Origin of the sequence: Sphingobium lactosutens (assembly GCF_013393185.1) — a bacterium.
In the GTDB taxonomy this organism is placed as follows: domain Bacteria; phylum Pseudomonadota; class Alphaproteobacteria; order Sphingomonadales; family Sphingomonadaceae; genus Sphingobium; species Sphingobium lactosutens_A.
Genome location: NZ_QJQX01000083.1, coordinates 133,941 through 146,551, shown reverse-complemented (window position 1 = coordinate 146,551; position 12,611 = coordinate 133,941). Strand labels below are relative to the sequence as shown.

The window sequence follows — 12,611 nt, the reverse complement described above, 5'->3', positions numbered from 1 at the left end:
GAAGCCCTTTTCTGTGGAGAAAGCGATGGTGCTGTTGGTGGAGATTGCCGGATGGGCCGGCGCTGTGCTGGTGCTGGCGGCCTATGTCGGCGTCTCGACGGGGCGCCTGTCCGGCGGATCGGCGACCTTCCAATGGCTGAATGCCATTGGCGCGACGCTGTTCGTCCTCAACACCTGGTGGCACGGCGCCTTTCCGTCGATGGTGTTGAATGTCATCTGGAGCATCGTCGGCTTCAGCACTTTATGGCGCATCGGGCGCCGGAGAACATCCCCCTCATGACTCGCTTCATCGACCTCAGCCATGCGATCGAACATGGCATGCAGACCTATAAGGGCGTCGCCGCCCCCCATATCTGCGACTATTGGACCCGCGAACAGTCGCGCGCCAACTATGCCGACGGCAGCAGCTTCCAGATGGGACGGATCGACATGGTGTCGAACACCGGCACCTATCTGGATGCGCCTTTCCACCGGTTCGAGGAAGGCGACGATCTGTCGATGCTGGACCTCGACCGGCTGGCAAGCCTGCCCGCCATCGTCGTGCGACGGCCCTTTGAATCCGTGGGCCTTGCGACCGATGCTGCCGATCTCGAAGGAATCGACGTCGCGGCGCGCGCCGTTCTGGTGCATACCGGCTGGGACCGGCATTGGCGCACGCCCGCCTATTTCGAGGAGCATCCCTTCCTGACCGAGGCAGCGGCGCGGCTGCTGGTGGAGCGGGGCGCGAAGCTGGTGGGCATCGACAGCCACAATATCGACGATACCCGTCCCGGCACCGGCCGCCCGGTCCACCGCGAACTGCTGGGTGCGGGCGTGCTGATCTGCGAGCATATGACCAATCTCGGCGCGCTGCCGGATTCGGGATTCGCCTTTACCGCCGTTCCGCCGAAAGTGGTAGGCATGGGGACGTTCCCGGTGCGGGCCTTCGCTCTGCTATAGCGGCAGGAAGCGGGCCATTCTCGCTTGCAGCAGGGCGACGAGGTCCGCGTCCATGAACTCATAATCATCCGGTATGTCGAGGCAGACGATCCGGGTGCCGTCCAAGGCGGAGCGGAACCGTCTCTGTATCTTGTTGCGATGCGTCTTTTCCATCACGAAGATGGTATCGGCCCAGCGCAGCATTTCATCATCCAGCGGCGTCTCCGCATCGTGATTGGTGCCCGCCGACAGCGTTTCGACGCCGGGATGATCGGCGAAAATCTGTTCGGCGGTGGGGCTGCGTAGCCGGTTCTGGCTACAGACGAAGAGATAATGTCTTTCCCTCTGCATCAGCGCCCATAGCCCGTCATCGAATAGGGCCGCGCCTTCACGCCGGTTGCCCATGTCTTGTTCGGCGTCGCCTGCATGGTGAAGCGCAGATCGCCCCCCGCCCGGATTTCCGCGTCGGTGATATACCCTCGATCCAGCGCCTTACCGTTCAGCATCACCTTGCCGACATAGCGGTTCGCGTCCGACAAACCTTCCGCCACCACGGTGAAGCGCTGGCCGCCCGGCAGGGTCATTTCCGCGCGGTCGACGAAGGGGCGCCCAATCACATATTCATTGCTGCCCGGCGCTACCGGGTAAAAACCGAGCGCCGTAAACACCAGCCAGGCGGACATCTGACCCAGATCGTCATTGCCCGCCAACCCATCCGGCGTAGGCTTATACTGGCTCTCGACGATCTGCTTCAGTCGTTCCTGCGTGCGCCAGGGCTGGCCCGCATAGCTGTAGAGATAGGCGACATGATGGCTGGGTTCGTTGCCATGGATATATTGGCCGATCAGGCCTGCAATATCCTCGGCATGGCTGTAGTCGATCTTGCTGTTGTCATAATTGAACATGGCGTCGAGCTTCGCCACGGTCTTTGAATCTCCGCCAAGCAGGCGGAACAGGCCACCCTGATCGTGCGGCATGAACCAGCTATATTGCCAGGCATTGCCCTCCGTATAATCGCTGCCATAGTTGATCGCGGTGGGATCGAACGGCGTGCGGAAAGTCCCGTCCGCCTTGCGCGCGCGCAGGAAGCCGGTCTTCGAATCGAAGCTGTTGCGCCAGTTCCGGGCGCGCTTCTCGAACCGCTGCGCCGTCGCTGCGTCGCCCAACTGGCGGGCAAGGCGGGCGATGGTCCAGTCGTCATAGGCATATTCGACCGTCTTGGACGCCGCTTCAGGCTCCCGGTCGATTGGGACATAACCCAGCTTCATATAGTCGCCGAGGCCGCCATAAGGCGCATAATCGGCGCTCGCGACCATGGCTTTCAGCGCGGCGGCGCAGTCGATGCCCCTGATCCCCTTGAGGCAGGCGTCGGCGATCACCGGCACGGCATGATAGCCGATCATCGTCCAGGTTTCCTTGCCGCCAAACTGCCAGACCGGCAGGATGCCGAAGGGGCTGGTCTTTTGCCCCGCGACCAGCGAGTTCACGAAATCGGCATTTTTCGCTTCGGGCTGGATCAGCGTGAGCAGCGGATGCTCGGCGCGGAACGTGTCCCACAGCGAGAAGGTGGAGTGCATGGTGAAGCCCGCACCGTCATGCACCTGATCGTCCGGCCCACGCCAGCGCCCGTCCGCATCGCTCCACACGCTTGGCGCCATCAGGCTGTGATAGAGGGCAGTATAGACGTTGGTGCGCATCGCCCTGGGCGCATCGATCTTCACCGCGCCCAGCGCCTCGTTCCAGGCGGCGCGGGTCTTTGCGCGGATCGCGTCGAAATCGCCCGGTTCGCTGGCGAGATTGGCGATGGCGCCATCCTCGTCCACGCCCGACAGCGCGACCTTCACCTCCAGCGGCTTTGTCAGCGCGCCGAAGTCGAGTTGCGCGACGATCGCGCGGCCGGACAGCGAATCCAGCGTTTCCGGTCCACGACCCGGTCCCTTGAACCCCTTGTAGAGCACGTCCTTTTCGGTGGTGACGAACTGGTGTCCGGTCAGCGGCGCAGAAAAGCGCATGGCGAAGAAGATGCGGCGCGGCGTGGCCCAGCCGCGCACTTCGCGTGATCCCGTGATCGTGCCATCGGCGCGGATGCGCACCGAGGACCAGAGGATCTTGCCCGGATAATCATAGATGATGCTGCGCAGATCGAGCACCAGATGCGCGGCCTTGCCGGCGGGGAAGGTATAGCGGTGGACGCCGACGCGCGTGCCCGCCGTCATTTCCGCGCGGACGCCCGGATCGGTCAGGGTGACGGCATAATAGCCAGCCGACGCGATCTCGTCCGCCTTGCGTGAGCGGTAGCCCGGCTTTTCGGTCGTGCCCGGCTCCAGCGCCACCGTGTCGCCGCTGACCGGCGCGACCAGGAAATCGCCAAGGTCGCTATGCCCCGCGCCGGAAAAATGGGTGTGGGAAAAGCCGAGGATGCTCTGGTCCTCATGCCGGTATCCGGCCGCCCAGTTATAGGTCTGGCGGGCGGGGCCGACATGGGTGTCGGGCGACAGTTGTACCATGCCGAAAGGCGCGACCGCGCCGGGAAAGGTGTGGCCTTCGCCCGACGTGCCGATGAAGGGGTCCACCGCCTCGACTGGATCGGATGCAGGTTGCTGGGCAGGAAGGGCGGTGCCGGTGAGCAGACCTGCGGCGAAAAGCGCGAAGCGAAAAGCTGTCATGCGCCGGTTAAATCATGGCTTTGTGCACCGGCCAAGGGTGATAGCGCTTATTTTTGCGCGCGAAGAAAGGCTGGGGTGGCGGTGGCGTTCCCGATTGTCTAGCGTCCGAATCAGCAATGAAAAGAGCGTTGATCGTCCGTCATGTGCCGCGCGAAGGAGCGGCAGGGTATCTCCAGCCGATCGAGGCGGCGGGCTATCATATCGACCGTATCGACGTAGCCAGCCCGGATTTCGCGACCGTGGATCTGTGCGATCCCGACCTGCTGATCATGATGGGCGGCCCGATGGGCGTCTACGAGCATGACCTGCATCCCTGGATTCCCATGCAGATCGAAAAGCTGGCGGCGCGGCTGGCGGCCGACCGGCCGACGCTGGGCGTGTGCCTCGGCAGCCAGATGATCGCGGCGGCGCTGGGCGCGCGCGTCTATCCCGGTGGTCATATGGAACTGGGCTTCGCGCCGGTCAGCGTGAACGGGGCGGGGGGCGCATCGCCCCTGCGCCATATTGACGGCGTGCCGATCCTCCACTGGCATAGCGACACGTTCGACCTTCCCGACACTGTCGAGTTGCTGGCGTCGACGCACAAATATGCGCATCAGGCCTTCCGGCGCGGTCCCAACCTGCTGGCGCTGCAATTCCATGCCGAAATGGGCGAAGACCCGCGTTTCGAGGATTGGCTGACGCATTTCTGGGCCGATCTGGACGTGGCTCAGCAATGCGGCATAGCCCTGCGCGAAGATCATGCTCTGCATGGCCCGATCGCGGTGGCGGCCGGACGCGCGATGATTGGCGAATGGCTGGCGGGAATTCGTGCCTGACCTGCGTTGTGACTTGATCTCGTCACAACCTTCCTATTAACTCCGACAAATGACGAGGATGACTTGGAAGGCCAGTCGCCGCGATATGCTCGCGGGCGGTGTGGCAGGGCTTGCGGCTGCGGGAGCAGTGCGCGCGGGTGCGGCGCCTGTGGGGCAGGGTGGACAGATGCTCGCGCCAAGGCCGCCCATGGGCTGGAACAGCTGGAACAGTTTCGCCACGACGATCACGGAGGCGCAGGCGCGCGAAACTGCGACGATCATGGCGGAAAAGCTGCTGCCCTTCGGCTATGATATCTTCACCGTCGACATCCAATGGTATGAGCCGGAAGCGTCGAGCTACACCTATAATGCCAGGCCCAGGCCCGCCATGGACGCCCATGGCCGCATGATCCCCGCGCCCAACCGCTTCCCCTCCAGCGCCGGGGGCAAGGGCTTCACCCAGCTGGCGAAGGAAGTCCATGCGCTGGGCATGAAGTTCGGCATCCATGTCATGCGCGGCATTCCGCGCGCGGCGGTGGAACAGAATCTGCCGATCCTGGGCACGCAATATCGCGCCGCCGACATCGCCGACAAGGCGAGCATCTGTTCGTGGAACCCGGACATGTATGGCGTCGACATGACGCGGCCGGGCGCGCAGGCCTATTATGACAGCATCTTCCGCCTTTATGCCGATTGGGGCGTCGATTTCGTCAAGATGGACGATATGAGCCGCCCCTATGACGCCCATGCGCCGGAGATCGAGGCCGCGCACAAGGCCATCGTGGCGACCGGCCGTCCGATCATCCTCAGCCTCTCGCCGGGCGAAACGCCGGTGATCCGCGGCGATCATGTCCGCAAATATGCGCAGATGTGGCGCATCTCGGACGATTTCTGGGATGACTGGGCGATGCTGGAGGCGCAGTTCACGCGGCTGGAAAACTGGACGCCCTGGCGCGGGCCGGGAAGCTGGCCCGACGCGGACATGCTGCCGCTCGGCCGTCTGGCGCTGGGCGAGCGGGATACGCGCTTTACCCCGGACGAACAGAAGACGCTGATGACGCTCTGGGCCATCGCCCGCTCGCCGCTCATCATGGGCGGCGACCTGCGCCATCTGGATGCGCCGACGCTGGCGCTTCTCACCAATCGCGAAGTGCTGGCGGTCAATCAGGCGAGCAGCGGCAACTGCCCGCATTTCATCGAGGACGGGATGCGCGTCTGGTCAGCGGTCGCCGAAGGCGGCAAGGATCGCTATCTTGCCCTGTTCAATACCGGCGACAAGGCGCGCGAGGTTGGCGTGAATCTGCGCGATCTCGGCCTGAACGGTCCGGTCGTGGTGCGCGACCTGTGGGCAGGAAAACCGCTCGGGCAGCAGGCGGAGGGGGTTGCCGTAACGCTGCCGCCCCATGGCGCGGCGCTTTACAGGCTTAGCTAAACAATCCGTTCGTTTCGAGCGACGTCGAGAAACGCTTCTCGACACGCTCGAAGCGAACGGAGGTGGGTTTACTTCCGCACCGCCGCGCTCTTGTCGCGGATGGCCTTGAACTCCGATCCCGGCTTCCATTCGGGCCAGCGGGTGGAGTTGGCGAGGTCGCGGCCGATGTCGAGCATCAGGTCCACGTCCTGGGCCGCGCCGTCCAGCTTCCACGTCTCGTCCACCGCGTCGCAGGCCTGATGATAGCATTTGCCGGTATAGGCATCGATCCACGCCTGACCGGCAGCGCGGCCGCCCTCGACCATGTCGGAAGCGCCCGCCAGACCCATCATCAGCAGCACGGGTACGCCGCGCTTGGCCATGGAAAAATGGTCGGCGCGGTAGAAAAGGCCGCGTTCGGGCAGGCTTTCCTGCGTGATGACGCGGCCCTGCTTCGCGGCGAACTTGGCCAGATCGTCCTCAAGGCCATTCTGGCCCTTGCCGATCAGGATCACGTCCTTCGCCTTGCCGGCGGTCTGGAGCACGTCGATGGTCAGGTTCGCGACCGTCTTGTCGATCGGATAGACGGGGTTCTGGGCATAATGTTCGGAACCGAGCAGCCCGCGCTCCTCGGCCGTCCACACGGCAAAGACGATGGAACGGTCTGGGGCGGGGGCGGCCTTGAACGCGCGGGCGATCTCGAACAGGCCGGCGACGCCCAGCGCATCGTCATTGGCGCCCGCACGGTAGATGCGGCCCTGCGCGTCGGGCGCGCCCTTGCCATAGGCGTCCCAATGCGCGCCATATATCACCGTTTCGTCGGGGCGCTTGGCGCCGGGGATGCGGGCGATGACGTTGGCGCTTTGCACCACTTCCTGGGTGACGGGGAAGGCGGCGGAGAAGGTCGCGCCCTTGAGTTCCACCGGCTTGAACTTTGCCGACCGGGCCTGTTTGCGCAGCGCGGCCAGATCCTGACCGGCGCCCGCGAACAGCGTCTTGGCGGCGTCTCCCTCGACCCAGCCCTGCACCTGCAGGCTGGTCAGCTTGTCGGCGGGGCGGACGAGGTCGTAATTTTCGCCGCTCGGGCTGACGACGACGTTCCAGCCATAGCCCGCACCCGGCGTATCATGCACGATCAGCGCGCCGATCGCGCCGCGCCGCGCGGCTTCCTCGAACTTGTAGGTCCAGCGGCCATAATAGGTCATGGTCTTGCCGCCGAACTTGCCGAAGGGATCTTCGCCCTTTACCGCTTCGAAATCGGGATCGTTGATCAGGAAGACGGCGATCTTGCCCTTCAGATCGACACCCTTGAAATCGTCCCAGCCCCGTTCGGGCGCGGAGACGCCATAGCCGACGAAGACCATCGGCGCATTGGCGACCGCGACCCTGTCCTTGGGCTGGAGCGTGGAAAGATAGACCTGCTTGCCGAAGGTCCAGGGGGTGGCGGCGCCATTTTGCGCGACTTGCAGCCCCTCCGACTGACCAAGGTGGGTGTGGAGCAGGGGAACAGTCTGCACCCACTGGCCATCTGGACCGCCCGGCTCCAGCCCCAACTGCTCGAAACGGGCGACGAGATAGCCGATCGTACGCTCTTCGCCGATCGTGCCGGGCGCGCGTCCTTGAAACAGGTCGGACGCCAGCGTGCGAACCGACTGTTCGAGGCGGGCAGGCTCGACGGTCTGGGCGTGAACAGCCGGAGGGAAGAAAATAGGGGCGGCGGTCAGGCCAAGGGCCAGTGCAAGGGTGCGGATTGTCATGCCCGTGCCTTAACCCCCTGATCCAATCGGGGGAAGTGCCCTTAGAACTCGGTTTCGAGTTCGATCAATTCGTCCGGTTCGGCCCGTGCCGCATCGATCCATTCGCGCATCAGCGGCCAACTGTTGATGGTCTGGCAATAGGCGGCAGCCTTACGGGAAAGGGGCACGGCATAGGTCAGGAAACGCTGTGCCACCGGCGCGAACATCGCGTCGGCAATTGTGGGCTTGTCACCGAACAGCCAGGAGCCATGATATGTGTTCATGCATTCTTCCCAGATCGTCTCCACCCGCTCTATGTCGGGCCGGGCGCCGGGAAAGATCGGGAAGCGGGCATGGCGGACCTTGAGGTTCATCGGCAGCGCCGAGCGCAAGTTGGTGAAGCCCGAATGGATTTCGCCCGATACCGACCGACAATGGGCGCGGCTGATCCGGTCGATCGGATACATGCCCGCCTGCGGATAAAGCTCATGAAGATATTCAGCGATCGCCAGCGTGTCCCACACGCTCGCGCCCTCATGCGTCAGCCGCGGCACCAGCACCGATGGCGAAAGCAGGAGCAGTTCCGCCCGGTTCTCCGGATCGTCCAGCGCGATCATCTTCTCGACGACCTGCAAGCCGGCCAGGCGGCACAAAAGCCAGCCGCGCAGGGACCATGAGGAGTAATTCTTACTGGAAAGCGTAAGTTCCGCGACGGCCATGGCACCCTCCTGCTTTAGGCCAAAGTCACATTAATGATGATGCAGTGCAACAGAAAAAGCCTGTATAGCGTTTCAGCAAAAGACCGATTCGGTTTGCAGGTTCAATATAAGGCAAGTTTGCGATTATGCGGATGCTCTACAGCGGCTATCAGGCCTGGAATGACATGCTGGCACCGGCGCGCCTGGGCGCGCAGTGGGCGCTCGGCATGCGGGACAGGATGGGACCGATGGCGGACTGGGCGATGCCGCGCCGCATGTTCGCACTGATGGACGTGTTCCAGGGCGCGAAGCTGACGCACAAGCGCCCCGCCTACGACATCCGCACCGTCACCAGCGGCAATGCGGAAGTGTCGGTGCGGGAGGAGATCGCCCTCGAACTGCCGTTCGGCGACCTGCTGCATTTCGTGAAGGACGATGTAGAGGCAGAGCAGCCGCGCGTGCTGGTCGTGGCGCCGATGTCGGGCCATTTTTCGACCCTGTTGCGCAGCACTGTCGTTACGCTGCTGCGCGACCATGACGTCTATATCACCGACTGGAAGAATGCGCGCGACGTGCCGCTGGAGGCCGGGCGCTTCGGCTTCGACGATTATGTCGATTATCTGATCCGCTTCCTCCAGGAACTGGGCGAAGGCGCGCATCTGGTATCGGTCTGCCAGCCCTGCGTGCCTGCCATGGCTGCCGTCGCGCTGATGTCGGAGGACAAGGACAAGGCGACCCCGCGTTCCATGACCCTGATGGGGGGACCGATCGACCCCAACGCCGCACCGACCGCGGTCAACGATCTCGCCAATGAAAAGCCGATCGAGTGGTTCGAAGATAATCTGATTTCCGTCGTGCCCTTCCGCTATGCGGGGCGCGGGCGTGAAGTCTATCCGGGTTTCCTTCAGCTTTCCGCCTTTATGTCGATGAACATGGACCGGCATGGCGCCCAGCATCGTGAGCTGTATCAACTGCTTGCCGACGGCAAGACTGTCGAGGCGGACAAGATCAAGACTTTCTACGAGGAATATTTCGCGGTCCTCGACATGACCAAGGAATTCTATCTCGAAACCGTCGACATGGTGTTCCAGCGCGCGCTGCTGGCAAAGGGTGAACTCACCGTGCGGGGCCGCAAGGTCAATCCGGGGGCTATTCACAAGACCGCGCTGCTGACGGTCGAGGGCGAGCGGGACGATGTCTGCGCCGTGGGTCAGACCTCCGCCGCACATGCACTTTGCACCGGTCTGCGCCCGCATCTGAAGCGGCACCATCTCCAGCCGGGCGTTGGCCATTATGGCGTCTTTTCCGGCAGCAAATGGGAAAAACAGGTCTATCCGCAGGTGCGGAGCATGATCCTGGCGATGAACTGAAGCTCAGTTCTTCACTAATCTCTAGTAGGGGGCGCGCAAGTCGGCCCCCTTTTTCGTTCAGGCTCCTTGTCGTTCAGGCGATGGCCGGAACCGGGGCGTCCGCAGCGCCATAATAGGCGGTCTCATCCAATATGCCCTCGCGCTTGGCGACGATGGTGCCGACCAGCACCTGCCCCGCGACATTCACCGCCGTGCGACCCATGTCGAGGATCGGGTCGATGGCCAGCAACAGGCCCGCGCCCTCCAGCGGCAGGCCGAGCGTCGACAGCGTCAGCGTCAGCATCACGATCGCGCCGGTCAGGCCCGCCGTGGCAGCCGAGCCGATCACGGATACGAAGACGATCAGCACATAGTCGATGAAGTGCAACGGGATGCCGTAGAAGCCCGCGACGAAGATCGCGGCCAGCGCCGGATAGATGGAGGCGCAACCGTCCATCTTGGTGGTGGACGCCAGCGGGATCGCGAAGGCGGCATAGCTTTTGTCGACGCCCAGCCGCTCGGTCACGGCTTCGGTGACGGGCAGGGTGCCGACCGACGAGCGCGACACGAAGCCGAGCTGGATCGCTGGCCAGGCCTTGGCGAAGAAGGGGCCGGGCTTGAGGCCATTGAGGATCAGCAGCGTCGGATAGACGACCAGCAACACCAGTGCGAGGCCGAGATAGATGGCGGCGGTAAAGGTGCCAAGCTGCGCCAGCGCACTCCAGCCATAGGTGGCGATGGCGGTGCCGATGAGGGCTGCCGATCCGATCGGCGTCAGGCGGATGACCCAGCCAAGGATCGCGCGCACCACGGCCAGCAGCGAGCGAACGAAAGCGAGAAAGGGCTCCGCCTTGTCGCCGACCTTGAGCGTCGCAAGCCCGACCGCGATCGAGATGACCAGCAATTGCAGGATGTTGAAGGACAGGGTCGTGCTGGCCGACCCGTCCGTGATCTTGGTGCTGCCCGACAGCGCAAGGCTGTTGCCCGGCACCAGACCCTTGAGGAAATCGAGCCAGCCGCCGACCGAATCCGGTTGCTTGGCGGCAAGCACCGCGCTGCTGATGCCGACACCTGGCTGGACGATAACACCGATAGTGATGCCGATCGCCACTGCAATCAGCGCGGTGATGGCGAACCAGAGCAGGGTCTGTCCCGCCAGCCGCGCCGCATTGTCGAGCGCGCGCAGATTTGCGATCGACGCGACGATGGCGGCGAAGACCAGCGGCGGCACGATCGCCTTCAGCAGCGACACGAAGATGGAGCCGACCGTCTTCAGCGTTGTCGCCAGCCAGTTGAGGTCGCCATTCGGCCCGGCGCCGATCTGGCGTGCGGCAAGGCCGAGCAGCAGGCCCGCCACCATGCCGACAAGAACCTGAAAACCGAAACTGCGATAGTTGAGGGCCATATGTTTTTCCTCTGGGCGACCGGCCGCCTATATCGGATGCGTGATGTCCGATTGCGCGCAAGCAATTCTTTCAAGGGATTCAACGCGGATGAGGTGGCCCTCTTTCCGCATATGACCGGTCAAACGCATTGGCCGGGCCGATCCGCTATGCCAGATATGACGCATCAATCCATCGGCCAAGTATATCGGGGAGTGCAAATATATGGTGATGAGACGCGCATTTCTCGGGCTGGCGCTGCTGACTGCGCCGCACGGCGCGCAGGCGGCGGCCGATGCCGACGCTGCGAAGGATATTCTCATGCGCTCCGTTGCCTTCAAAACGGTGCAGGGGGAAGGGCAGGTGCCCAGGCTTGCGGCCTATTATGCCTCGGTGCTGAAGGCGGCGGGCTTTGCCGACGCGGATATCGTCATCACGCCGATGGGAGAGACGGCGACCTTCGCCGCGACGATCAGGGGCAGCGACCCGAAGCTCAAGCCCATGGCGCTGATCGGCCATATGGATGTGGTTGCCGCGGACCGCGCCGACTGGACCCGCGATCCCTTCGTGCCGGTCGAGCAGAATGGCTATATTCTGGGGCGCGGGTCGGAGGATAATAAATATGACGTCGCGATGATGGTCGCGACCATGGCCCAGTTGAAGAAGGAAGGCTGGAAGCCGCGTCGCACCACCATATTGCTGCTGTCGGGCGACGAGGAAACCGACATGGTGACGACCAAGGCGCTCGCAGCGCAATATTGGGATATCGCGCTGTTGCTGAACGGCGATGGCGGCGGCGGGCTGCTGAATGATGAGGGCAAGCCCGTTCTCTACCAGTTGCAGGCGGGCGAGAAGAGCTATGCCGATTTCGAGTTCGCCTTTACCGATGCCGGCGGCCATTCGAGCGCGCCGACGCCGGGCAATCCCATTTATCGCATGGCGAAGGCGATTGACCGGATCGCTGCCTATCAGTTCCCGCCGATGCGTAACGAACTGACCAAAGCGTCTCTCGCCCTGTCCGCCGGCCGCATGGGCGGGGAGATTGGCGATGCGATGCGTCGCTATGCCGAGACGGGCGACCAGGCATCGGCCGATCTTCTGTCCACCCGGCCGGAATTCATCGGCCAGGTGCGCACCACCTGCGTCGCGACCATGGCGCAGGCGGGCCATGCGCTCAACGCCCTGCCGCAAAGCGCAAAGGTGAGCGTTAATTGCCGCATTTTCCCCGGCGTGACGATCGCGAAGGTGAAAGCGCAACTGGTGAAGGTGGTGGATGATCCGAGCGTCACGGTGAAGACGCTGGGTGATCCGCTGGCCAGCGACGCTTCACCGCTGCGGGCCGACGTGATGAAAGCGGTGCGCGACGCCGTGACAGCGCGCGCGCCGGGTGTGACGGTGATGCCGGGCATGTCGGCAGGAGCCACCGACAGCCTCTATTTCCGGGCTTTGGGCGTGCCCAGCTATGGCGTGTCCAGCCTGTTCATGAAGGCCGAGGACGGCTTCGCTCATGGCCTGAACGAGCGCGTGCCGGTGGCCGGCATCCGGGAGTCGCTGGAGCAGTGGGACCGGGTGGTCCGGGCTTTGGCGAAGTAAGGCAACCAAAATTTCCGTTCGTGCTGAGTAGGGGCTGAGCTTGTCGAAGCCCCGTATCGAA

Annotated in this window: 11 protein-coding genes; 6 read left to right on the top strand and 5 right to left on the bottom strand. The window is 63.6% G+C overall.

Annotation, left to right across the window (positions count from 1 at the left end; translation table 11 throughout):
* Positions 1-25 precede the first annotated feature (25 nt).
* Complete coding sequence (locus tag DM806_RS24970) at positions 26-280, top strand: CBU_0592 family membrane protein (protein WP_179045846.1); 255 nt, start codon at positions 26-28, stop codon at positions 278-280.
* Positions 277-939, top strand: a complete 663-nt coding sequence (locus tag DM806_RS24965; RefSeq protein ID WP_179045845.1) for a cyclase family protein — start codon at positions 277-279, stop codon at positions 937-939. The genes DM806_RS24970 and DM806_RS24965 overlap by 4 nt, the downstream gene beginning before the upstream one ends.
* On the opposite strand, the gene DM806_RS24960 is transcribed toward DM806_RS24965, so the two are convergent.
* Positions 934-1,269: a low molecular weight protein tyrosine phosphatase family protein gene (locus DM806_RS24960; protein ID WP_179045844.1), complete on the bottom strand. Its 336-nt coding sequence runs from the start codon at positions 1,267-1,269 to the stop codon at positions 934-936. The genes DM806_RS24965 and DM806_RS24960 overlap by 6 nt on opposite strands.
* Positions 1,269-3,584 (bottom strand): GH92 family glycosyl hydrolase, encoded by a 2,316-nt coding sequence (locus tag DM806_RS24955; RefSeq protein ID WP_179045843.1) that lies wholly within the window; start codon positions 3,582-3,584, stop codon positions 1,269-1,271. Before DM806_RS24955 ends, DM806_RS24960 begins: the two co-directional genes overlap by 1 nt.
* Positions 3,585-3,700: 116 nt before the next feature.
* Here DM806_RS24955 and DM806_RS24950 point away from each other — a divergent pair, with 116 nt between their 5' ends.
* Positions 3,701-4,402: a glutamine amidotransferase gene (locus tag DM806_RS24950; RefSeq protein WP_179045842.1), complete on the top strand. Its 702-nt coding sequence runs from the start codon at positions 3,701-3,703 to the stop codon at positions 4,400-4,402.
* A gap of 58 nt (positions 4,403-4,460) precedes the next feature.
* Complete coding sequence (locus DM806_RS24945) at positions 4,461-5,813, top strand: glycoside hydrolase family 27 protein (protein WP_179045891.1); 1,353 nt, start codon at positions 4,461-4,463, stop codon at positions 5,811-5,813.
* A gap of 68 nt (positions 5,814-5,881) precedes the next feature.
* On the opposite strand, the gene DM806_RS24940 is transcribed toward DM806_RS24945, so the two are convergent.
* Together DM806_RS24940 and DM806_RS24935 are read right to left on the bottom strand one after the other, a co-directional pair.
* Entirely contained in the window at positions 5,882-7,549 is a 1,668-nt protein-coding gene (locus DM806_RS24940; RefSeq protein WP_179045841.1) for a M28 family metallopeptidase, read from the bottom strand.
* Between the two features lie 41 nt (positions 7,550-7,590).
* Entirely contained in the window at positions 7,591-8,247 is a 657-nt protein-coding gene (locus tag DM806_RS24935; protein WP_179045840.1) for a glutathione S-transferase, read from the bottom strand.
* 125 nt (positions 8,248-8,372) lie between these two features.
* Here DM806_RS24935 and DM806_RS24930 point away from each other — a divergent pair, with 125 nt between their 5' ends.
* Complete coding sequence (locus DM806_RS24930; protein ID WP_179045839.1) at positions 8,373-9,596, top strand: polyhydroxyalkanoate depolymerase; 1,224 nt, start codon at positions 8,373-8,375, stop codon at positions 9,594-9,596.
* Between the two features lie 73 nt (positions 9,597-9,669).
* Here DM806_RS24930 and DM806_RS24925 read toward each other — a convergent pair whose 3' ends face one another.
* Positions 9,670-10,980: a dicarboxylate/amino acid:cation symporter gene (locus DM806_RS24925; protein WP_179045838.1), complete on the bottom strand. Its 1,311-nt coding sequence runs from the start codon at positions 10,978-10,980 to the stop codon at positions 9,670-9,672.
* A 208-nt stretch (positions 10,981-11,188) separates the two neighbouring features.
* On the opposite strand from DM806_RS24925, the gene DM806_RS24920 reads away from it, so the two are divergent.
* Positions 11,189-12,550, top strand: coding sequence for a M20/M25/M40 family metallo-hydrolase (locus tag DM806_RS24920; protein ID WP_372859765.1), 1,362 nt, complete (start codon positions 11,189-11,191; stop codon positions 12,548-12,550).
* Positions 12,551-12,611 lie beyond the last annotated feature (61 nt).